General features: G+C 59.2%; 24 protein-coding genes. 15 read left to right on the top strand and 9 right to left on the bottom strand.

Translation table 11 applies throughout. The features are described 5' to 3' along the window. The first annotated feature begins 634 nt into the window (after window positions 1-634). The 4 genes from rhtA to J1G33_RS17140 all read left to right on the top strand — a co-directional run bounded on the left by rhtA (window position 635) and on the right by J1G33_RS17140 (window position 3,432). Complete coding sequence (gene rhtA, locus J1G33_RS17155) at window positions 635-1,522, top strand: threonine/homoserine exporter RhtA (RefSeq protein WP_103735448.1); 888 nt, start codon at window positions 635-637, stop codon at window positions 1,520-1,522. 162 nt (window positions 1,523-1,684) lie between these two features. Beyond that, on the top strand, window positions 1,685-1,966 hold the full coding sequence (locus J1G33_RS17150) for a hypothetical protein (protein ID WP_003190182.1): 282 nt from the start codon (window positions 1,685-1,687) through the stop codon (window positions 1,964-1,966). Between the two features lie 108 nt (window positions 1,967-2,074). After that, window positions 2,075-2,806 carry an SDR family oxidoreductase gene (locus tag J1G33_RS17145; protein WP_032876930.1) on the top strand — a complete coding sequence of 244 codons (732 nt, stop codon included), beginning with the start codon at window positions 2,075-2,077 and terminating at the stop codon, window positions 2,804-2,806. Between the two features lie 35 nt (window positions 2,807-2,841). After that, window positions 2,842-3,432 carry a 2-hydroxychromene-2-carboxylate isomerase gene (locus J1G33_RS17140; protein WP_223018447.1) on the top strand — a complete coding sequence of 197 codons (591 nt, stop codon included), beginning with the start codon at window positions 2,842-2,844 and terminating at the stop codon, window positions 3,430-3,432. Window positions 3,433-3,469: 37 nt separating this feature from the next. Here J1G33_RS17140 and J1G33_RS17135 read toward each other — a convergent pair whose 3' ends face one another. From J1G33_RS17135 to J1G33_RS17125, 3 genes are all read right to left on the bottom strand, one after another. Further along, a complete protein-coding gene (locus J1G33_RS17135) occupies window positions 3,470-5,278 on the bottom strand; it encodes an aminopeptidase P family protein (RefSeq protein WP_148852228.1) in 1,809 nt (602 codons plus the stop codon). A 49-nt stretch (window positions 5,279-5,327) separates the two neighbouring features. Further along, entirely contained in the window at window positions 5,328-6,488 is a 1,161-nt protein-coding gene (locus J1G33_RS17130) for an aminotransferase class V-fold PLP-dependent enzyme (protein WP_078820806.1), read from the bottom strand. Between the two features lie 233 nt (window positions 6,489-6,721). Then, on the bottom strand, window positions 6,722-6,991 hold the full coding sequence (locus J1G33_RS17125; protein ID WP_032876941.1) for a hypothetical protein: 270 nt from the start codon (window positions 6,989-6,991) through the stop codon (window positions 6,722-6,724). A gap of 421 nt (window positions 6,992-7,412) precedes the next feature. Between J1G33_RS17125 and J1G33_RS17120 the strand changes: the two genes are divergently transcribed. Beyond that, a complete protein-coding gene (locus J1G33_RS17120; protein WP_032876943.1) occupies window positions 7,413-8,516 on the top strand; it encodes a sigma-54 dependent transcriptional regulator in 1,104 nt (367 codons plus the stop codon). Here the strand turns inward: J1G33_RS17120 and J1G33_RS17115 are convergent. Beyond that, on the bottom strand, window positions 8,505-8,870 hold the full coding sequence (locus J1G33_RS17115; RefSeq protein WP_005786757.1) for an antibiotic biosynthesis monooxygenase: 366 nt from the start codon (window positions 8,868-8,870) through the stop codon (window positions 8,505-8,507). The genes J1G33_RS17120 and J1G33_RS17115 overlap by 12 nt on opposite strands. Before the next feature lie 100 nt (window positions 8,871-8,970). Between J1G33_RS17115 and soxR the strand changes: the two genes are divergently transcribed. After that, window positions 8,971-9,426 (top strand): redox-sensitive transcriptional activator SoxR, encoded by a 456-nt coding sequence (soxR, locus tag J1G33_RS17110; RefSeq protein WP_078820804.1) that lies wholly within the window; start codon window positions 8,971-8,973, stop codon window positions 9,424-9,426. 74 nt (window positions 9,427-9,500) lie between these two features. Beyond that, window positions 9,501-9,959 carry a VOC family protein gene (locus J1G33_RS17105; RefSeq protein ID WP_078820803.1) on the top strand — a complete coding sequence of 153 codons (459 nt, stop codon included), beginning with the start codon at window positions 9,501-9,503 and terminating at the stop codon, window positions 9,957-9,959. A gap of 119 nt (window positions 9,960-10,078) precedes the next feature. Here the strand turns inward: J1G33_RS17105 and J1G33_RS17100 are convergent, their stop codons facing one another. From J1G33_RS17100 to J1G33_RS17085, 4 genes are read right to left on the bottom strand one after another with little or no spacing between them, the layout of a single operon-like run. Further along, entirely contained in the window at window positions 10,079-11,311 is a 1,233-nt protein-coding gene (locus tag J1G33_RS17100; RefSeq protein ID WP_032876951.1) for an MFS transporter, read from the bottom strand. Then, window positions 11,308-12,024, bottom strand: a complete 717-nt coding sequence (locus tag J1G33_RS17095; RefSeq protein ID WP_032876954.1) for a 2OG-Fe dioxygenase family protein — start codon at window positions 12,022-12,024, stop codon at window positions 11,308-11,310. Before J1G33_RS17095 ends, J1G33_RS17100 begins: the two co-directional genes overlap by 4 nt. Before the next feature lie 4 nt (window positions 12,025-12,028). Next, the gene (locus J1G33_RS17090; protein ID WP_148852232.1) at window positions 12,029-13,396 is read right to left on the bottom strand and encodes an ATP-grasp domain-containing protein; all 1,368 of its coding nucleotides are present in this window, start codon (window positions 13,394-13,396) and stop codon (window positions 12,029-12,031) included. Beyond that, entirely contained in the window at window positions 13,393-14,529 is a 1,137-nt protein-coding gene (locus J1G33_RS17085) for a radical SAM protein (protein ID WP_228309651.1), read from the bottom strand. Before J1G33_RS17085 ends, J1G33_RS17090 begins: the two co-directional genes overlap by 4 nt. 782 nt (window positions 14,530-15,311) lie before the next feature. Here J1G33_RS17085 and J1G33_RS17080 point away from each other — a divergent pair. From J1G33_RS17080 to J1G33_RS17045, 8 genes are read left to right on the top strand one after another with little or no spacing between them, the layout of a single operon-like run. Continuing rightward, window positions 15,312-16,514 (top strand): PepSY domain-containing protein, encoded by a 1,203-nt coding sequence (locus tag J1G33_RS17080; RefSeq protein ID WP_032876963.1) that lies wholly within the window; start codon window positions 15,312-15,314, stop codon window positions 16,512-16,514. After that, window positions 16,511-17,047 carry a hypothetical protein gene (locus J1G33_RS17075; protein ID WP_032876967.1) on the top strand — a complete coding sequence of 179 codons (537 nt, stop codon included), beginning with the start codon at window positions 16,511-16,513 and terminating at the stop codon, window positions 17,045-17,047. Before J1G33_RS17080 ends, J1G33_RS17075 begins: the two co-directional genes overlap by 4 nt. Further along, window positions 17,044-17,367, top strand: a complete 324-nt coding sequence (locus tag J1G33_RS17070) for a hypothetical protein (RefSeq protein WP_005786738.1) — start codon at window positions 17,044-17,046, stop codon at window positions 17,365-17,367. The genes J1G33_RS17075 and J1G33_RS17070 overlap by 4 nt, the downstream gene beginning before the upstream one ends. Beyond that, on the top strand, window positions 17,364-17,924 hold the full coding sequence (locus J1G33_RS17065; protein ID WP_148852234.1) for a DUF6162 family protein: 561 nt from the start codon (window positions 17,364-17,366) through the stop codon (window positions 17,922-17,924). Before J1G33_RS17070 ends, J1G33_RS17065 begins: the two co-directional genes overlap by 4 nt. Before the next feature lie 19 nt (window positions 17,925-17,943). Continuing rightward, the gene (locus J1G33_RS17060) at window positions 17,944-18,864 is read left to right on the top strand and encodes a metal ABC transporter substrate-binding protein (protein ID WP_032876974.1); all 921 of its coding nucleotides are present in this window, start codon (window positions 17,944-17,946) and stop codon (window positions 18,862-18,864) included. Further along, window positions 18,861-19,607, top strand: a complete 747-nt coding sequence (locus J1G33_RS17055; protein ID WP_005786733.1) for a metal ABC transporter ATP-binding protein — start codon at window positions 18,861-18,863, stop codon at window positions 19,605-19,607. Before J1G33_RS17060 ends, J1G33_RS17055 begins: the two co-directional genes overlap by 4 nt. Next, window positions 19,604-20,503, top strand: coding sequence for a metal ABC transporter permease (locus J1G33_RS17050; RefSeq protein WP_005786732.1), 900 nt, complete (start codon window positions 19,604-19,606; stop codon window positions 20,501-20,503). The genes J1G33_RS17055 and J1G33_RS17050 overlap by 4 nt, the downstream gene beginning before the upstream one ends. Then, window positions 20,503-21,465, top strand: a complete 963-nt coding sequence (locus tag J1G33_RS17045) for a zinc ABC transporter substrate-binding protein (RefSeq protein ID WP_223018446.1) — start codon at window positions 20,503-20,505, stop codon at window positions 21,463-21,465. Before J1G33_RS17050 ends, J1G33_RS17045 begins: the two co-directional genes overlap by 1 nt. Here the strand turns inward: J1G33_RS17045 and J1G33_RS17040 are convergent. Beyond that, window positions 21,446-22,171, bottom strand: coding sequence for a UTRA domain-containing protein (locus tag J1G33_RS17040; RefSeq protein WP_223018445.1), 726 nt, complete (start codon window positions 22,169-22,171; stop codon window positions 21,446-21,448). The two genes, J1G33_RS17045 and J1G33_RS17040, sit on opposite strands and share 20 nt — an antisense overlap. Window positions 22,172-22,194 lie beyond the last annotated feature (23 nt).

Genomic DNA, 22,194 nt, shown 5'->3' with positions numbered 1-22,194 from the left:
TTTGGGTTTTTAAGAAACCCTAAACTTGGCTCAGCAATCGTTGGTTACATCTTTGATTTCTCGCGGAGTAACTTGTGATGCTGATAATCTTGTTGACTATCAGTCTGACTCTACAAGCACCCACACGAATTGCTTGATTCAGTTGTTAAAGAGCGGTTGGTTAAGATCTTTCGTCTCAACCGAGGCGCGCATTCTACAGCAGCCTCACTTGCTGTCAAGTGATTATTTTCAGAAGCTTTCGAAGATTTCTTCAACAACTTCAACCACTTGCGCTTCCGATCTCTCGTCAGCGGGAGGCGAATTCTACAGCGTTACACGCTGCTGTCAACACCTCTTTTTCAACTTCCTTTTGGCTTCGATGAACTGAAGCAACTTGCTGCCGAAAACTACACAACTCATTGTTTACCAAGGAGTTTTCCGTTTCGACTGCGCCGGAAGTGGGGCGAATTATAGGCTTCCAGAATCTGCCGTCAACTCTTAATTTGGGTTTTCTATTAAATCCGCGGCAAACTCAAAAATTACACTATATAGACAACCACTGCGTGCGATTTGAGCAATATATTGCTCATCGCTTGACAGTTAAGCATCATAGCGTCTTCTGCTTATTGACTACGACCTCAGAAGAGCCCTCTCAATGACCACTTCACCCCGCAGCCTGGCCTCGGCACTGTTTCCCGTCGGCCTGCTGTTGATCGCCATGGCCTCCATTCAATCCGGGGCATCATTGGCCAAGAGCATGTTTCCCGTTGTCGGCGCACAAGGCACCACCGCCCTGCGTTTGATTTTTGCCAGTGTGATCATGCTGCTCATATTGCGACCATGGCGCGCCAAGCTGACGGCCAAGTCACTGCGCACAGTGATCATCTACGGGATGGCGCTAGGTGGCATGAACTTCCTCTTCTATATGTCACTGCGCACTGTCCCCCTGGGAATTGCCGTAGCGCTCGAATTCACAGGCCCGCTTGCTGTAGCTATCTATGCCTCGCGCCGAGCTGTCGACTTCGTGTGGATTGCTCTGGCGATCATTGGCCTGCTTCTGTTGATTCCGACGGACAAGGCCAGTAGCGGCATTGATCTGATAGGGGCCGCTTACGCGCTGGGCGCCGGCGTATGCTGGGCGCTCTACATTTTGTTCGGCCAAAAGGCGGGAAATGACAATGGCGTCCAAACCGCCGCGCTCGGGGTAATGATTGCCGCCCTCTTCGTTGCACCGATCGGCATCGTGCATGCCGGCGCCGCGCTGCTGACGCCGGCACTGATCCCTGTCGCCATCGGCGTGGCGATTCTGTCCACTGCCCTGCCCTACACCCTTGAGATGGTCGCACTAACACGCCTTCCCGCCCGTACTTTCGGCACACTGATGAGTATCGAGCCGGCGTTCGGCGCCCTCTCCGGCCTGTTTTTCCTGCACGAGCATCTATCGCTCGCCCAGTGGCTGGCCATCACCTGCATTATCCTGGCCTCGGTCGGTGCCACTTTGACGATGCGCCACGAATCCAAACCACTGGTACCCGCCGACTGATCATCTTTAACCCCAGCTCTGGTATTTGCCGCTCATTTAGGCCATGTTTAGGCCGTAACCGAATGTCATTCATGGAGAATTTCGACACGGACTGCATGAACGCTTCGCTCGAGAGCGAGTAAAGCAGCCCTGTTCTTTGCAGGGCGGCTATTAAGGATGGGAATGAAACGAATTTTGATACTGTTGCTGGTTGTGGGCATCGCGGGGTGTGCCGCCACCACTAAAACAGAAGTGAAACGCGGTAAAAAAGGACTGCATATCAACTGTTCGGGCCTGTCCTCCTCCTGGGACCAGTGCTACACCAGTGCCGCCAATTCATGCGGCGCCAAGGGTTATCGAGTGATTGCCAAGTCCGGCGACAACTCCGAAGAGCCAGGGGACTATCCCTTTGGTCTCAACCCTGCCGGCTATACCAGCCGCAGCATGATCGTCATCTGCAAATAGCTGCCCGAGCAGTCTCCCTGACTGCTCATCTTAAATTTCCACACAGGCCAGGCCATTTACGACATGGCGACTAAACTCCTGCTCGATCATCGAGCCAATGGAGTTCCCATGACGCACAACAACAAAATCGTATTGGTGGTAGGCGCCGGTGACGCAACCGGCGGCGCCATAGCCAAGCGCTTTGCCCGCGAAGGTTACATCGCCTGCGTTACCCGTCGTAGTGCCGACAAACTGCAACCACTGGTAGACAGCATTCAATTGGCGGGCGGGCAAGCCCATGGCTTTGCCTGTGATGCACGTAAAGAAGAAGACGTGATCGCACTGGTAGAGCAAATCGAAACGGAGCTGGGGCCCATTGAAGCGTTCGTCTTCAACATCGGTGCGAACGTGCCTTGCAGCATTCTGGAAGAAACCGCACGCAAGTACTTCAAGATTTGGGAGATGGCGTGTTTCTCCGGCTTCTTGAACGCGCGCGAAGTCGCCAAGCGTATGGCCACCCGTAAACGCGGCACCATCCTGTTCACCGGCGCAACTGCCGGCTTGCGTGGGGCCGCGGGATTTGCCGCATTCGCCGGGGCCAAACATGGTATCCGCGCCCTGGCCCAAAGCATGGCGCGGGAATTAGGCCCGATGAACATCCACGTCGCCCATGTAGTAGTCGATGGCGCCATTGATACCGAGTTCATTCGCGAAAATTTCCCGCAAAAATATGCCCTCAAGGATCAGGACGGCCTCCTCAACCCTGACCACATCGCCGAAAACTACTGGTACCTGCACAGCCAGCCCCGGGACGCCTGGACGTTCGAGCTGGACCTGCGCCCCTGGAACGAACCCTGGTAACACGCCCCTATAACAATAAGCAGCGAGTATCGACCATGAGTAAAACCCTGGAATTTTTCTTTGATCTCGGTAGCCCCGCGACTTACCTGGCCTATACCCAACTACCGGCACTCTGCACCGAGACCGGCGCGCATCTGGTCTATCAACCGATGCTGTTGGGCGGCGTATTCAAGGCTACTGGCAACGCCTCACCGATCACTGTGCCGGCCAAGGGTCGCTACATGCTGGATGACTTGGCGCGCTACGCCAAACGCTACAATGTACCGCTCAGGTTCAACCCGCACTTTCCCATCAATACACTGGTACTGATGCGCGCAATCACCGGCATACAAATCCATGAGCCTGAGCGCTTCTCCGACTTTATCGACTGCGTGTTCCGCGCCCTCTGGGTGGAAGGCCGACACCTGGGCGATCCCGAGGTCGTGGCCCACGTGCTGACCGAGCATGGGTTCGACCCAGAGCAGGTATTGGCCCTGTCCAATGATGAAGCCGTCAAAAGCGCGCTCAAGGACAAAACCGAACAAGCCGTTAAACGCGGCGTGTTCGGTGCCCCCAGCTTTTTTGTAGGCAATCAGCTGTTTTTTGGTCAGGACCGGCTGGATTTCGTGCGCGAAGCCCTCAGCTAAATATCGCTTGCAGCCGGCACAGGCCGGCTGCTGCCAATCAAATAGCTGTGGTACGCACCTGCAACCACTCAAGCGCCGCACCACTGAGCAACGGGCTCAAGCGCTCACGCACCTGGGCGTGATAGGCGTTGAACCATTCGCGCTCATCCGCCGTCAGCAACGACGGTTCCAGGCAACGGGTGTCAATCGGGCACAAGGTCAGGGTTTCGAACTTGAGGAACTCCCCAAACTCGGTCTTGCCCGCTTCACGGTTCAACACCAGGTTTTCGATGCGTACACCCCAACGACCAGGGCGATAAGTCCCCGGCTCGATGGAAGTAATCATCCCGGGTTGCATCGCTGTTTGTGGCGCGGCAGCGGCCTGGTAGGCAATAACCTGCGGCCCCTCATGCACATTGAGGAAATAACCTACGCCATGACCTGTACCGTGACCGTAGTCCACCCCTTCGGCCCAGATCGGCGCACGGGCAATCGCATCCAGCAACGGTGAGAGAATACCTTTGGGGAAGTGTGCACGGGACAGGGCAATCACACCCTTGAGTACCCGCGTGCAATCGCGCTTCTGCTCATCACTCGGGGTACCGATGGGCACCATCCGCGTGATGTCCGTGGTGCCGCCCAGGTACTGGCCACCGGAATCGATCAATAGCAAGCCATCGCCTTCGATCAGGGCATGCTCTTGTTCAGTCGCGTGGTAATGCGGCATGGCGCCGTTGGCGTTGAACGCAGCAATGGTGTTGAAGCTCAGCGACACATAGCCAGGGCGGCGGGTACGCGCCGCAGTCAAGTGTTCGTCGATCGTCAGTTCGGTAATGCGCTCGCGGCCCAGGGCGCTGTCGAGCCAGGCAAAAAATTCGCACAACGCAGCGCCATCCTGCTCCATGGCCTGACGAATATGTTCCGCGTCCGCCAGGCTCTTGCGGGATTTTGCGAGCGTAGTCGGGTTGAGTCCTTCAACCAGCTTGACGCCGGCATCGAGATTTTCCAGCAAGCCGGCCGTCACGCGTGCGGGGTCCACTTGCAAACTGGCCCCCGACGGTACGGCACGCAGTGCATCGGCCACTTCGCTGTAGTCGCGCAACGTCACGCCATCCTGCTCGAGCATCACCCGCAACTCGGCATCGACCTTGCCCAGCGCGACAAACAACGTAGCCTGCTGTTGGTTGATCAACGCAAAAGATACAAAAACCGGGTTGAAGGACACATCACCGCCACGCAGGTTGAACAACCAGGCGATGTCGTCCAGCGTCGCGATGAAATGCCAATCGGCGCCCTTGTCTTTCAAGCTGGCGCGCAGTGCGGCGAGTTTCTCGCCACGGCTGACGGTGGCTTGAGGCGGCAGATGCTGGTAGATCGGCTGGTTTGGTAGCGTCGGGCGGTCTTGCCAGACTTCGTCGAGCAGGTCGATATCAGTGCGCAAGCGGGCGCCGCGCTCGGCCAGCTTGCCCCCCAGAGTACGTGCCGAAGCCACGGCCATGACCGCGCCGTCCACAGCCACTACGCCACCTTCAGGGGTTTGCTCGGCCAGCCATTCCAACGGCCCAGGCTGGCCCGGTTGCAGCTTTACCAACTCAATGCCACTGCCCTTGAGTTCCTTGGTCGCCTGCTCCCAGTAACGGCTATCGGCCCAGACCCCGGCAAAATCCGCCGTGACGATCAGTGTCCCCACCGAACCATGGAACCCCGACAACCATTGGCGCCCCTGCCAGTAGCCCGGCAAGTATTCGGACAAGTGCGGGTCAGCCGATGGCACCAGCAGGGCGTGAATGCCCTCGCGGCGCATCAGTTCACGGGTATGCGCCAGGCGCTGGGGAACCGTTCCATGGGTCAAAGGCTGCGTACTCATTGTGTCTCCTGCTAACCACGAATAATTGTTATATGTTGCCAATGATAAATCAGACCGCCCAAAACGCCGGGGCGCTGGCCAATGCTGCCTTGATCAACTGTGCGGCTTCGTCGATGTCCTGTTCGGTGGTAAACCGGCCCAGGCTCAAGCGAATGGTACGACCGGCGGTGCGAGCATCATGCCCCAGGGCCAGAAGCACATGGGACGGTGCGTTGCTTGCCGAATTGCACGCCGAAGTCGCGGAAAAGGCAATGCCCGCGCTCAGTGTGGCAGAGTTGAACTCACCCTCGCTGAACGTCAGGCTCAGGGTATGTGGAATACGCTGAGTTGGGCTGCCATTGAGGCGCAAGCCGGTAACTGACGTCAGGTGATCCAGCAGGCGCTGGCGCAACGCTGCAATCCGAGCCTTCTCATCAGCAAAGGACGCTGCCGCCAAGGCAAACGCCGTCCCCATGCCGGCAATCTGATGGGTCGCCAGGGTGCCAGAACGCAAGCCCCCTTCGTGTCCACCGCCATGAATCTGCGCCAGCACTTTCTGCTGCGCCAAAGGCCCGACATACAACGCGCCGATACCTTTGGGGCCGTACAGCTTGTGCGCGGAGAATGACATCAAATCCACCGGCCACAGGCCCAGGTCGATGGCTACCTTGCCAGCCCCTTGCGCCGCGTCCACATGAAACAACGCGCCATGCTCACGTACCCGCGCACCGATGGCCGGGATGTCATTCAGGGTGCCCAGCTCGTTATTGACCAGCATCAGCGAGACCAGGAAGGTGTCCTCGCGCAGGGCTTCGCTGACCGCTTCGACGCTGATCAAGCCGTCCGCATCCGGCACCAGGTAGGTCACCGCCACGCCGGCTTCCTGCAGTTGCCGCGCAGTATCCAGTGTGGCCTTGTGCTCGATCTGGCTGGTGATGATATGCCCACCCGCCACACCACGGGCCTGGGTCACTCCCTTGAGCGCCAGGTTGTTGGACTCCGTGGCGCCGGAGGTCCAGACGATCTGCTCCGGCTGGGCGCCGACCAGTTCAGCGACCTGGCGACGCGCCTGTTCAACCGTGTGCCGGGCCGCCTGGCCGAATGCATGGGAACTGGACGCCGGGTTACCAAAATTGGCATTGAAGCCCAGGCACTCGACCATCACCTGGATAACCCGCTCATCCACCGGCGTGGTAGCGGCGTAGTCAAAATACAACGGACGTTTATTCATGACGTTAGAACTCGCAGAGCGTGCTCCCGAAAGCAGCGTCTCGGGGGGGCATCGACCGGAACAGAGGTCGTCAGGTTTAACCGATCGAATGCCATTAAAGAAGGTAACTTTATTTAAATGTGCGTAGGAACGCTCCTGGAATTGAGCTTAACAGGCTGAAGTAGCTCCATGGCAAACAAAAAGCCCGAGGTTCCTTAAGGGAATCCTCGGGCTTTTTATCGTAAGAGGCCGGCTCAACTGGGGCGACCATGCAGGACTACGCTGCGCTCGGCGTTCATTTCACCCTGGCGATCAAAAGAGAAAGGCTTCTGTGGCTGGCCAAGCAACGCAGCGCGCTGCTGCTGATATTCGTCAAACGACAAGCCGCGACGGCTCAGCGCCTCCAGGGCCAATTGCCTGGTCTCTTCGGCGGTGTATGGACGCAATTCCGGGGCTGGATGGGACGCACATCCGGCAAGGACAGAGGTAACAAGTAGCAGCGAAACAGCGAGGAAACGGTTCATGGCGGCGGCTCTGCGAGAGGGGGTTCAAGTCAATGAACACAGGCTACTCCCGGTCCTTCTCGGTGAAAAATCATCGCCCGTGATAGTCGCTATCAACCGGCACGCCACCTTCAACAATCAGCTGCTAATATTCCTTAAAGATCTATAAATATGCAAACACATCCATTTACGGAATAAATCATTTTCTCTATAAATAGCTTCACACGTCAGCAACTGTGCAGTGGCAACAGCCAACCCCAAAACTGGGGTCAGACAACAACTCCCTTTCTCGGCAGCGAGCGCCATACCCATACAGATCAAAGCCTGAACCCGTTGGTACAGCCCTTGTTCAACCTACTTCACCTCTGTTGCTCAGTACCCCGCCGTTAAAATTGAGCCAGTCCCTGCCGATCCCGACGTTCTACTCCTGAGAGAGGTGCCCATGCAGCTTTTGACCCTACCGCCCTCGCCCGCCCTTGCGACCTCGATCCGCGCCACGGCCCAGGTCTTCGAAGACCCCAAATCCCAAGCACTGCTCGACCATATCCAACAAGTGGCGCCCAGCGAAGCCAGCGTGCTGATCATCGGCGAGACCGGCACCGGCAAAGAGCTGGTGGCGCGGCATATCCACAACCTCAGCGCTCGGCGCAACCGGCCGTTCGTAGCGGTGAACTGCGGGGCGTTCTCTGAATCCCTGGTGGAAGCCGAGTTGTTCGGCCACGAGAAAGGCGCGTTTACCGGCGCCCTCAGCGCCAAGGCCGGCTGGTTCGAAGAGGCAGACGGCGGCACCTTGTTTCTCGATGAGATCGGCGACCTGCCGATGGCCATCCAGGTCAAACTGCTGCGGGTGTTGCAGGAGCGCGAAGTGGTGCGCCTGGGCTCACGCAAAAGCATACCTATTGATGTAAGAGTCCTGGCCGCCACCAACGTACAACTGGAAAAGGCCATCAACGCCGGGCATTTTCGCGAAGATCTGTACTACCGCCTCGATGTGGTCAGCCTGGAGCTGAGCCCGCTGCGCGAGCGCCCCGGCGATATCCTGCCGCTGACCCGCCACTTTATCCAAGCCTACAGCCAGCGCCTGGGCTACGGCCCGATCACCATCAGCAGCGAGGCCGAGCACAAACTCAAGCGCTACAGTTGGCCGGGCAATATTCGCGAGCTGGAAAACGTGATTCACCACACCTTGCTGATCTGCCGCAACGGCGTGATCGAGCGCGACGATCTGCGCCTGTCGAATATGCGCATCGAGCGCCAGGACGACAGCCAGCACGCCACCGACAACAGCGCCGAAGCCTTGCTTGCGCGGGCGTTTCAAAAGCTCTTCGAGGAACAGGCCGGCGCCCTGCATGAAAAAGTCGAGGACGCTTTATTACGCGCCGCTTACCGCTTCAGCCATTACAACCAAGTACACACCGCCAACCTGCTGGGCCTGAGCCGCAACGTTACGCGCACGCGCCTGATCAAGATCGGCGAGCTGGCGGTAAACAAACGCCGGCCCGGGCAAACGCTGCTGGGCGAACGGATGCTGCATTTATCCATTTAAGCGGCAGTGCAAAGCATCGTCCTGACTGCGCTCAAAACTGCGCAACACCTGGAATGATCCGAAGGTTACAGCCGTCGCTTGATGCGCGCGGATCAGTGTCCAGAAATCTTCGTCGCCGTGCTCGAAACGCTTGAAGGCTGCTTCTCCGTCCTCGCGGGATTGCCATTGCAGGTAATTGAGCACCCGCCGCCCATCATCGCTGACCTGCACACTGGCACTCAGAAAGCCACCATGGCTTGCCGCGAGGCGCTCGCTCTGGGTGGTCAAGGCCGCCACCAGGGCTGATTGCTGGCGGGGCTCGATCTGAAATTCGATCAATTGAGTGAAGCTGCGATTTTTCTCTGATACCTGCATGAGCACTCCCCTTTCTCTGTAGGCAGAATCTTGCGATTCGATGTCACGCAGGGTAAAACCTCTAGTTAAGTCGAGGTCAAGCACTGTTTGGGAGTCTTACATGCTCAGCAACGAACTCAGCGTCGGTCAGTTGGCCGCCCGCAGCGGCGTAGCGGTCACCGCCCTGCACTTCTACGAATCTAAAGGGCTGATCAAGAGCAATCGCAATGCCGGCAATCAACGGCGATATCCACGGGACGTACTGCGCCGGGTGGTGCTGATCAAAATTGCCCAACGCCTGGGCATTCCGCTGGCGACCATTGGCGAGGCATTGCGGGCCCTGCCCGATGGGCGCACACCGAACGCTCACGACTGGGAACGGCTGTCGGCCTTGTGGCGTCAAGATCTGGATGAGCGCATCAACAAGCTGACGCTGCTGCGCGACAAGCTCAATGGTTGTATCGGGTGCGGGTGCCTGTCGATGGAGGCGTGCCCGTTGCGCAATCACGATGACCAGTTGGGTGAGCGTGGCCCTGGTGCGCAACTGCTGGAGCCCACGCTTGATTCCGATCGGTAAAGCCGGTTGCGCAATGCAACGTGACCTATAGTGAAAAGGCTGTAACTCCATAACCACAATCAAAGGAGAACGTTATGAGCGTTAAACCTATTCCCGAGGGTTACCACGGCATTACTCCCTACCTGGGCATCAACGAGGCCGCAAAGGCGATAGAGTTCTACAAAAAGGCCTTTGGCGCCTCGGTGTTCATGCGCCTGGACATGCCCGACGGCAGGGTCGGCCATGCGGAGCTGCGTATTGACGAAGCGGTGATCATGCTAGGCACGCCCTGTGACGAAACGGCCCTGCGCAATCCCGACTCACATCCCAGTGTCGGTTTGCACCTGTATGTGAATGACGTGGACGCACAATTCAAACAGGCGGTTGATGCCGGCGCCAGCGTAGTGTCCGAGCCGCAGGATCAGTTCTATGGGGATCGCTCGGCGAGTGTGAAGGATCCGTTCGGTCACCTCTGGTTCCTGGCCACCCATAAGGAGGACCTGACCGAGGAGCAAATCCGCCAGCGTGCCATGCAGATGTTCAAGCAAAATTAACCCTGTGGGCGTGAGCTTGCTCGCGCCTGCAACACGCCACGCCTTGCCCCAGGTTCCAGCCGGCCAACACGCGTGGCCTGCTCCGGCAAGCTAAAGGCCTGTGTGGAGTCTGGAACACTTCAAGGGTTTGTCGATCTGACACCCCGGTACGCATTGCGCCCCAGCCATACCGTCATGACCAACAAGGCGGTCAATGGCAGCCCATGGAACAACACGATCACCTGGGCCGGCGTCCACGTCACATAGAACGGCCCGACCACCAGCATGCCCACGCCAAAACCGGCCATCTGGATCAGGGTCAAGAGGCTGAACAGCGGCAAGCGCAAGCTATCGGGCTCGCTTTGCGCACGGGAGATCAACGCCACCTCGGACAATCCATCGCCCAGCCCTGCCCACACCACCAGCAACAGCGCCAGCCACAGTTCGGTCTGCTGGAATGTCAGGATAAAGCCGCTGGACATCAACGCCACACCGAGCATGAACAAGCGCTCCATGCCTTGAGTGCCACGACCTTTCAACACTGCACTGGCGATGCGCGCGCCAACAAACTTGCCACAGGCCCACACGGCCAGCAGATAGCCCATGACCGTCTTGGCCGTGTCCGGTGAAATGTACTGCGACAGCACTGGCCAGCCGACGTTATGGGCCGCGCTGCCAAGGGTGTCGAGCATGCTGATCAGCAACATCGCAGCCAGCACCGGCGCACCGCGCAACCCCTTGGTCAGCTCGTGCCATTCGGCGGCCAGCCCGCGATGCGCGGCAACGGCAACGCTAAACAACGCGCGCAAGGGCAAGACCAGGCAAGCGGCAATCACATAGGTGCCGATGTTGACGGCAAACACCGCTTCAAATCCGCCCGTGGCGATCAGCAAGCCGGAGAGCAAACTTCCGAAGACCGCGCCGGTGGCGGCCGCCGAGGTGATCCATGCATTGGTATTCACCCGCTGCTCCAGCGCGACCCAGGTGGGCAACTGACTGTTGAGGCCAATGGCAAACAGCGAATTGCACAGGCCGATACCGAAGGCGATAAAGGGAAGAAGGGTGAGTTGATGGGCCGGTAACAACACCAGCAGCGGCGTCAGCAACAGCGCCCGGGCCAGGTCCAACCCCGCCAACGTCCCACGCCCGGCAAACCGCCGAAAAAACGGGATGCCAAACAGGCTGGCGACAATCCCGCCGGTGACCCGGCACGCCAGGAAAATGCTGACAAACACTACGCTCTGGCTGAGCCAGTACACATAAGTGGACAACGCCACCATGTTGAGGAACGCGCCAAAATCCGACACACCGCGAGCAAAGATGATCAGGCGAGCGTTGCGGGTCGACAGATTCAGTTGTTGATGGTGGCTCATGCAGGCTGTGCCTCCTCGACACTGCGCAGGCTTACCAAGAGCACATCGCGCCAGGCCGGTGCCGTCTCCACCCGCGGTCGCACCTCCCCGGCCCGATGGTAGAACCCACGGTCGTTGATCACGATAGTCTCCAGAAATTTCTCCATCGGCAGTTGCAGCAGCCGGCTGTGCTCCGTTTCGTCGGCAAACACCTCCGACACCACCGGCACCGTGTTGCATTCGCCAATAAAGTGCATGAACACCCAATCCAGGCCGTCCTGGTGAATCCCCGAAGTGGTCGGGCTGCTCGATGGCCCATCCGCCCGCACCCGGAACTGATGGATATCGATCGTATAGGTCTGTTCGCCCAGGTGCGGGGTAATCACTGCAAGGTCCGTCGCCAGCAGCTTCTGCATGAGTGGGTGCTCGATAAAGCCCTCCTCGCTATAGCTCAGGTGGTTCACGCCCTGGCGATAGTTCACCGCGTAGGTGACCGGCGATTTGAACGCCGTATTCCTGTCGATCTGCAATTGCCGTGACGGTAACAGACGATAGCGCAAGATGCGCCGTTCGCGGTGGGTGTAAGTCCTGAACGCCTCGTCGCGCACCAGGTTATCCCAATACGCGCGAAAGCTTTGCTCCTCACCCGGTTCAACTTTGACCAGTTCGCGAAAGTCCGGGCGATGACAGAAGTGATGTTCGCGCAAAAGCGCCGAAATCTGAGGGATGTCCATATCGCTATCCTGCAACCGGTGGATCGATGAGGATGCGCAGGTGTTGCTGCAACGCATCGTGCAAGGCATGGGCGTCGGCGGCATTGCCAACCTGGGCCCAGCATTTGAGCAAATAATGCTCCTCGATATCCGCGTCAATGTAGTGGCCGGGGTCCTGCGGGGCGTATTCCAGCACCGAGCGGTGTTGGTCCAGGAACTGCAGGCCGTCAATGCCCCTGAAAAAGCCACTGTGCTGCGGATAAATCGCCAGCATCGCGTAGTGTTGCCGCGCATCGGCGATCTTATGTGCACCGGCCTCCAACTGTGCATTGATGCCCTTCTCGCCCAACAACAATCCCATGTACAACTGATAAGGATCGACACCGGCCACGTCGCGGAACGCCGAGTTCACATACAGTCCGCCCAGGCGTGGGTTGATCTCGATGACCACCGGCCCTGCGTCCGTCATGCGAAACTCGAAATGCACCACAGCGTTGGTCAGGCCCACCGCGTGCAGGCAGTCCACCGCGTACTGGCGGATCTGCTCACACTGGGCCTGGCTGAACGACGTCGGCGGGGAAATCAGCAGGTTCTCAAGGACGGTGCCGCTGCGCTCGGTCAGCAGCAGTTTTTCATTGATCAGCAGCGGATGGACACGCTCGCCGGCAATCACACATTCCACACTGCCTTCGATGCCAGGAATATAACCTTCCAACAGAATGCTGCGCCCTGGCAGGTATTCACGCCGCAGCCCACCCTCAGGCGGCAGGGCGTGCGCACAGCCGTAGAAGTCCGCATAAGCGGCGGCGCCATGATCACTCACGAAATGCCGATAGTGGCTACGTAGCTCCTCCCAGTTCGAGCATTTTTTGATAAACGCCGAAGCCCCGCCAAAGGGCGGTTTGGCGATCAGTGGATAACCCACGCGCTCGGCGCCTTGCTGGAGTTCCTGTTCGTTGTTGCACAGCACGAACGGTACCGAACGCAACTCATGCTGTTTCAACACGCGGCGCATCAAGAACTTGTTATTGCACGCCGCAATCGCCTCTGGGTGGCTGTAGACCAAGCCCAACCGCTGACACGCCTGCGCAACGATACAGCCCACCTCCCCTTGTGCGGACGGGTGCCCGGCCTGGCAGAAAATCCCCCGCACCTGATAACGCCCGTCCAACTGTCCGACCAACTCCAGGATGGACTGCTCACTGAGCGTTTCGAGCAGGAACACTTCGTCACTGTCGTCCCTGAGTCGTTGCAGGTGCTTGCGCCCCGCCACGGCGGCCGTCAAACACGCCAAGCCGTGGGCGCGGGCCACCGTGAAATGCGGTTCCCGGTAGCGGTAGCGAGCGCAAGCGCTGTCATCCACATCAATAAACAGAATCGCACCCTGTTTCATACCGCATCCTGCCAACTGCACCATTGGCCCTCCCAGTTGCGAAAACGGTAAGTACGCTGCCCATCGCGAACTTCAAAATGCGGTAAGTCTTCAGGTTTTTCAAAGTCCAACAACGGCACGGTGAACTTGCCTTGTGCGTGAGGTAGTACATATTCGGGCAGGGCAATATTCGATACGCGGCGTTTGAGCCGATCCATTATGACGATGGCTTGGCTGATCGAGGCCTTATACTCTGAAGCACCGGGTGAAAACGGCATGAAGTGATATAAGTAATAGGGCTTTACGCCCAGACGATAAAGATCAATGAATAATTTATGCAACGTCGCTTCATCATCATTCACGCCACGCAACAGCGGCATGTTAGAGAATACTATCGGCACCACGCCCTGAATCCGTTTAACCGCGACGGCAAAATCAGCACTGAGTTCGAGCGGGTGGCAGACATGCACACCAAATGCATTGACTTTGTACTTGTGCAGCATCGCCACCAACTCATCGGTCACGCGAAACGGGTTGAAACTCAACGCCCGCGAATGAATGCGTATCAGCAGGTCATCACGAATGCCGCGCAATGCGGCCAGCATCTCCTCAAGCTTGCGGTCGGCCAGCATCAGTGGGTCACCGCCACTGAGAATCACCTCTTCAATCGCCGGGTTAGCGCGAATGTACTCCACCGAATCCTTGAACGAGTCGGTGTTGGCGTTAGCTTTGTCGGTGCCCACCTGCAGCGTGCGCAGCGCCTCGAAACAGAACTGGCAATAGGCATTGCAGGTGTTGGTGGTGCGCAGGATCACGCGGTTGTCGTACTTGTGCTGGCAGATGGGCGTCTTCATCTCATGATTGAGTTCCCAATTTTCGGAACTGCCGTCGTAGTCGCCCTGCACCTGTTCGCTCCAATACGGTACTACCTGGCGCCACAGTGGGTGGTCCATCACCTCGCCGGTGGTGAGTGAACGCTTGATCAAATCAATGTAGTAAGGCGTGATCTGCATCTTGCGATCTTGCAAGTTGTGCTCGATATGCGCCGTTGTGGCCTCGCCCCATCCACCGCAGGCATTGCGCAGTGCAGGTTCATCGCGGATGGCATTCTTCTGCTGCCAACGCCAGTCTTGCCACTGAACTGAACGATGCATGGCTTGATCAAAAATCGACATGAGTTTGAACTCTCTGTTAAGGCATAGGGACGCGTACTTTTCCAGCGCAGGAAAAGTATTATTCGCAACAATGACAACCGACGGGCAGGCGACAGACCACGATCAAGTAACTAATTTGATCACCGGCACCAGAGAGATATAACAGTTCGCCACTTGAGGGCGCGAATAAACGACTAGCACGGTCATGCAATCAACTTCCTTTTTATAATATTTCGACTTCCAAGTCCGCACCCACTAAAGCCGATACCCGCCAATGTGTCAATACAATAAACTTGTAATTTGTCTGGAATTAACCTGCCCCAGCGCCAACACCCTTTAATGACAAGGGGGGGCTTTCGTTCAAGCCAAGCTATTTGAAAAACAAATAATACTGAAAGCAACGCGCGCCGCTGTTATAGAGAGCGTTATTTCTACTTATATAACTACGTAGCCGCACTTCCGCTGAGCCAGGGGCTGGGCGCGAGGCAGTGGCGCTCAAATGCATGGCTGATGACGAAATCACCCAGCGGCATGATCACGTCCCTGGAGGTCAGGCCCGGCCGCACGCAAGCCGCTGAACGCCTGCGGGCTGGTGTATTGCGTGTTCGATCAGCTCTCAAATGCGGCCTGAATGTGAACCTGAAACATTTTCTTTCATATGCGCCTTAGGGATTTCTCATTCTCATTCGTCTTAATTTAGATACAGCCCGTCGCGTCAGCAAAAGCTACGACTGGCCTTTTCCGGGCTTTCATTGCCCCCTTCGCTCAAGACCCTCATTCATATGTCGAAGAAGTCACGCTCCAAACTCTGGTTTCTCGTACATAGCTGGCTGGCGTTGCCCATCTGGTTCTTTGTACTGATCGTCTGTGTCACCGGCACCCTGGCCGTGGTGAGCCAGGAAATCGTGTGGCTGGCCAACCCGGATATCCGTGCGAGCAAGCCGTCGGATGACGCCCAGCCACTGAGCTTTGACCAGGTGATCGCGGCCATCAAGCGCGATGAGCCCAAGGCAATCGTCCAGTCCATCATTCGCCCGGATGAGTCGCACTTCGCCCTGAGCGTCGGCCTCAGCTACCCGGATGGGCGCTCGGTGGACGTCTACGCCAACCCCTATACCGGAGCGATCCAGGGCATCAGCCCCTCGTTCAACTTCCAGCAATTTACCCGCGCGCTGCATGGCTGGTGGCTGGTGCCGTTCACCAATGGGTACAGCTGGGGCTGGTACCTGGTATCCGCGCTGGGCTTGCCACTGCTTGCCTCGCTGATCACCGGGCTGGTGGTGTACAAACGCTTCTGGAAAGGTTTCCTGCGCCCTACCCTGCGTATCCGACACGGTGCGCGGATCTTCTGGGGCGACTTTCACCGCCTGAGCGGCATCTGGTCCATCTGGTTTATCGCGGTCATTTCAATCACCGGCACCTGGTTCCTGATCGAGGCGGCCTTGAGCGACAACCAGATATCCATTTCCAGTGAGCCCATCGTGCCGGTGATTGCCCGTGAAAAGGTGCCATTGTCGGCGTCGGGCGTCCCGGCACCGATGATCCCTATCGATAAGGCCATCGACATCGCCGCCGAAAAAATCCCGGGGCTGGACGCCAGCTTTGTGTTCATGCCAAGCAACGCGTACAGCCACCTCCAAATCGGCGGGCGCGGCTGGTACCCGTTGATGTTCCAGACCGCGCAACTGAACCCCTATGACGGTGAAATTGCTGTCTCGAACCTGTTGTCCGACCGCACCCCCCTGGAGTTCGTCACCGAGTCGATGCGCCCGTTGCATACCGGTGACTTCGGCGGTTTGTGGATCAAGTTGATCTGGGCCTTCTTCGGCCTGGTGCTGAGCATGATGGTATTGAGCGGCTTGCTGATCTGGACCAAGCGCACGGCCCTGGCCACCCTCAATGCCCTCAAGCGCGAAGCCAAGACGCAACGTCAACCCGCTTCTATCCCGGCCATGCACGCCAAAACCTCGGAGGCACAGCGATGAGCAAGGTCGCGACCGTACCGCCATCCCCCCTGCGCGCCTTCTGGCTGAAATGGCGTTTTCACATCAATGTTCTGCTGTTGCTGATACCGCTGGGGTTCATGCCCAAGTACTTCGCCGACGCCGCACTGTTTCGCGGGGATACCGGCATCGGCGAGCGCGTAGCCGGGCAAGTGCAAGTCGGCCCCTGGAGCCTGACCCTGGCCGAGTTCCGCAATGAAGGCCCGAGCCCGAACCCGGCCGGGCCGATGAAATTCTTCAACGCCGCCCTGTGTGACACCTGCGCCAACGAAGTCAAGGCCACCTACCTGCGTATCGGTAAACCCCGCAGCCTGCGGGCCGCCGGGGTGATCTTCTTCGGTACGCCATACCGTATGGGCGCCGCCCTGCCGGTGCCGGAACGCACACCAGTGGACGCCGAAGTCTGGGTGACCATGGAAGGCTGGGACGGCAGCATGCACCAGGGTTCCATCCCGCTGAACCAGGCTTCGCCTGCCACCATTGCCTGGCTGAACAAGCAAGGAGTCAAACCATGACGTTCAAGCGCCTGACCCGCGCCGCACTGTTACTGTGCGCCGGCTTGAGTACCACCGCCTTTGCCCACAACCCGATGTGCGAATGCAAGGAAATCCCCGGCGAGCAGATCCAGTGCAAAGGCGGTTTTTCCGACGGCAGTGGCGCACCCGGCGTGACGCTGGATGTGATCGGCTACGACGAAACCATCCTGGTGCCCGGCAAGCTCGGTGAAGATTCGACCCTGACCTTCAAGAAGCCCGCAGCCGAGTTCTATGTGCTGTTTGATGCAGGCCCCGGCCACGTGGTGGAAATCGACCAAGCGGATATCCAGGCGCAATGAGTACTACACAGGTTGTACGCCCCGCCGGTGCCGGCCATGAAACGCTCTATGTGCTGCTGCTGTGCCTGATCATCCTGGCGGTGGCGGGCACGGTCGTGGCGCTGCACGGTGAAACCCAGGAAATTGCGGCGGTGCCAAGCCACCAGTTGGACGCCCGCCGTGACCTGAGCGCCGCCGAGCAAGGCATCTACGCCGACCTGCGGGTGACTCTGGATGAAATCCACTTGTTGCAGCAGGAGCAAAGCGCCCTGCCGACACCTGAGCAACTGGCCGACGAAGGCTTCGCCCCCTTTGCCCAGGATGCCAGCTCGGTCAGCCGTGGTGGCCATCGCTGGCAGTTACTCCCCTCGGCCGCCTACCTGGGCTTGAGCCAGGCACCGGTCACCAGCGGCTCGCTGCTGATGCGCGTGCAGGGCGACGAGCCGGATATCTGGCTCAACCGCAGCGTCAATCTTGCCGCCCCCTCCGACCTCACTGACCAGGCACTGATCGCAGCCGGCTGGCAGCAAGTGGTTGCACAATTCGATGCCGGCGTGACCCGCCAGCATCGTCACTGAACGAGAAGACCGATTGCCCATGTCTATTTCATCGCCCCTGTTGCGCCTGTTGCTGGTCAGCTTTCTCAGCCTGCTGCTCGCTCCCCTGGCGAATGCCGAAGCAGCTAAACGCCTGCGTATCGGTATCACCCTCCACCCCTACTACAGCTACGTGGCCAATATCGTAGGCGACAAGGCTGAAGTGGTACCGCTGATCCCGGCCGGCTTCAATCCACACGCCTACGAGCCCCGCGCCGACGACATCAAGCGCATCGGCACCCTGGACGTGATCGTGCTCAACGGGGTTGGCCATGACGACTTCGCCGACCGCATGATCGCCACCAGCGAGCGCCCGGACATCAAGGTGATCGAGGCCAACGCCAACGTGCCGCTGCTGGCGGCCACCGGCAATGCCGCGCGCGGTGCGGGCAAGGTGGTCAACCCGCACACCTTCCTGTCGATCAGTGCATCGATTGCCCAGGTCAACAACATCGCCCGCGAGTTGGGCAAGCTCGACCCGGACAACGCCAAAACCTACACCCAGAACGCCCGCACCTATGGCAAGCGCCTGCGCCAGATGCGCGCCGACGCCCTGGCCAAGTTGACCAGCGCCCCCAACCCGGACCTGCGCGTTGCCACGGTGCACGCAGCCTACGACTATCTGTTGCGCGAGTTCGGCCTGGAAGTCACCGCAGTGGTAGAACCGGCCCACGGTATCGAGCCAAGCCCCAGCCAGTTGAAGAAAACCATCGATGAACTGCGCGCCCTGGATGTGAAGGTGATCTTTTCGGAGATGGATTTCCCGTCCACCTACGTCGAGACCATCCAGCGTGAATCCGGGGTCAAGCTGTACCCGCTGTCGCATATTTCCTATGGCGACTACAGCGCTGAAAAATACGAAGTGGAAATGACCGGTAACCTCAACACCGTGGTCCGCGCAATCCAGGAGTCAGGGGCATGACCGCCGCCCAACAACTGAACGCCGTCAGCGTCGGCCCGACCCTGAACTTCGACCAGGTCTCGCTGACCCTGGGGCGCACCGTGATCCTCGACGACGTGAGTTTCCAGGTACAGCCAGGCAGCATCCATGCGCTGGTCGGTCCGAATGGCGGCGGCAAAAGCTCGCTGATCAAGACCCTGCTCGGCCAAACGCCCCACCAGGGCCGTTTAAGCCTGGAGTGGCCGGCCGCGCCCGGCACCATTGGCTACGTGCCTCAGGCGCTGGAGTTCGACCGCGGCCTGCCGATGACCGTCGACGATTTCATGGCTGCCATGTGCCAACGGCGGCCTGCGTTCCTTGGCCTGTCCCGGCATTACGCAGCGGCGATCGGTGACGCACTTGAGCGCGTCGGCATGCACGACAAACGCAAGCGTCGCATGGGCGCGTTGTCCGGCGGTGAACGCCAGCGCGTGCTGCTGGCCCAGGGCCTGATCCCTGCACCGCAATTGCTGGTGCTGGACGAACCCATGTCGGCCCTTGATGAAGCCGGCATCCAGGTGTTCGAACGGCTGCTCAATGATTGGCGCCTGGCCGGGATCACCGTGCTGTGGATCGAGCACGACCTGGAAGCCGTCGGCCGCCTGGCTGACCGTGTCACCGGCCTGAACCGTCGCGTGCTGTTCGACGCCACGCCAAAAGAGGCGCTGACCCCGGACCGCCTGCTGACCCTGTTCTCCACTCACCCGCGGAGCCCGGCACAATGAGTTATGAAGCCTTTCGCTTGATGGTCCAGGGCTGGGCGTCTTCCGGCTACCTGCCGGAAGCCCTGGCCTACGGGTTTGTGGTCAACGCCCTGCTCGCTGGCTTGCTGATCGGCCCGGTGCTGGGCGGCCTGGGCACTCTGGTGGTGGTCAAGCGCTTTGCGTTTTTCTCCGAAGCGGTCGGCCATGCTGCGCTGACCGGCGTGGCTGTAGGCATCCTGCTGGGCGAACCCTACACCGGGCCCTATGGCAGCCTGTTCGGCTACTGCCTGCTGTTCGGCATCCTGCTCAACTATCTGCGCAATCGTACCGGCCTGGCGCCGGATACCTTGATCGGCGTGTTCCTGTCGGTGTCGCTGGCGCTGGGCGCCAGCCTGCTGCTGATCCTGGCCGGCAAGATCAACGTGCATATCCTCGAAAACGTTTTGTTTGGCTCGGTACTGACGGTCAACGGCAATGACTTGCTGGTACTGGCAATCGTCGGTTCGCTGGTCATGGCCCTGGCATTGCCGCTGTACAACCGCATCATGCTCGCCAGCTTCAACCCGCAACTGGCGGCGGTGCGCGGTGTGGCGGTGAAGACGTTGGACTACCTGTTCGTAATCCTGGTAACGCTGATCACCGTGGCTGCGGTCAAGGTGATCGGCGCGATCCTGGTCGGTGCGCTGCTGGTGATCCCTGCCGCCGCGGCGCGCCTCTTGAGTCAATCGCTCAAGGGCTTTTTCTGGGTCTCGGTGCTGATCGCCACTGTGAGTACCCTGTGCGGCATCCTGCTGCCGATCATCTTCGACCTGCCGATCCCGTCCGGCGCTGCAATCATTCTGGTTGCCGGTATCGCCTTCGCCTTCGCCGCCATCGCTCGCGGCACCGTGCCCAGCCTCAAAGGGAATCTTGGATAATGCGCCCTGTCTTTCGCCCAATGGCCCTGGCCATCGCTTGCTTGATCAGTACATCGGCACTGGCTGCCGTTGATGGTTTTGACCCGAAGGAATTCAAGGCCAATCACGGCCTCGGCCATGCCGCGCTGACCAAGGCCAAGTCGGTAAAACCGGTCAAGGTGCTGGCCTCGCTGCCCATTACCTACGGTTTGGCCGAAGTGCTGCTCAAGGATACCGACGTGCAACTTGAACGCGCCGCGCCAGCCAACCTACCTGGCTCGCGGCAGGTGTCCTACTTCACCGGCCGCGGCGCGGCGGCACTCAACACCTTGGCGCAGGACGCCGACGCCGCCATCGGCTTGCGCTCGCTGTGGGCCGATGATCCGCTGTACCCCGTGGCACGGCGCAGCAATATCCGCATCGTTGAAGTGGACGCTGCACGCCCGGTGGACGGTGGCTTGCCGGGCATTGCGGTACAACCGGGCGTCACCGATGGCCTCAACAGCCAACCCTGGCAATCGAGCAACAATCTGGGCCGTATGGCCGATGTATTGGCCGCCGACCTGAGCCGTCTCGCCCCAGGCGCCAAACCAAAGATCGATACCAACCTGGCGGCACTCAAGCAACGCCTGCTCAAGCTCACCGCCGACAGCGAGGCGCGCCTGGCCAAGGCCGATAACCTGAGTGTGGTCAGCTTGAGCGATCACTTTGCCTATTTGATCAGCAGCTTGAACCTGGAACTGGTCAGCACCGATGCTCGCCCAGACGCAGACTGGACGCCTGAAGCGCTGCAAAAACTCAGTGCGCAGCTCAAGGACAACGAAGTGGCGGTGGTGTTGCACCATCGTCAGCCGAGTGAAGTGGTAAAAGCAGCTGTCACTGCAGGTGGCTCCACACTGCTGGTGTTGAATGTGGACGGCGCCGAACCGGTGACAGAGTTGCAAACCAATGTGGATCAGGTGATCAAGGCGCTGACGCCATAACGTCTACCCCCACATGAATCGCATCATGGCGCCAGAACTCCAGGTCGCAGTCGATCAAACGCTGGTGCTGGTCATAGTTGACCCGGGCGATGCGCAAGCCCGGGCTGCCCACCGAGACGCGCAGCGCAGCGGCCGCTTCCACCGGCAGTGAGGTCGGCACAATCTCGAAACGCACCCGCCCGTAGTGCAAGTCATATTTGCTGGCATACAGCTCAGTCATCGACTGATTCAAATCACACGCCAGGATCCCCGGAAAATACTGCGGGTTCAGGTAGTGCTCCACGTACAACACCAAGCGTCCGTCAATCCTGCGGCCCCGGCAAATCTGGATCACGCTCGACAACGCCGGCAACTGCAACCACGCGCACACCGCCGCCGACGCCGGTTGCAAGCGTGCGGAAATGACCTGCGTGGAAGCCTCACGCCCCTGGTCGCTGACCATCGCGTGAAAGTGGCTGCGCTGCATCAGGTTATAGGCCAGCCGCGGTGGCGAGATGAACCAGCCCCGGCGCTCTTCGCGATAAATCTGCCCTTGGGCCTCCAGTTGTAACAAGGCTTCCCGCACGGTAATGCGGGTGGTACCAAACAACTCGCTGAGCTTGCGCTCGGCGGGCAATTTGCTGGCTGGCGGCAACAGGCCGTGGTCAATCTGCTCCTGCAGAGCCAGGCCGATGGAAGTTACCGCCTTGATTGCCTCATCCCGCATCAACGTTACCTATCTGGACTAGA

It is taken from the genome of Pseudomonas sp. P867, from assembly GCF_019891455.1.
GTDB classification, from domain to species: domain Bacteria; phylum Pseudomonadota; class Gammaproteobacteria; order Pseudomonadales; family Pseudomonadaceae; genus Aquipseudomonas; species Aquipseudomonas synxantha_A.
The sequence above is the reverse complement of the archived record's forward strand: the minus strand, read 5'-3'. Positions and strand labels throughout refer to the sequence as shown.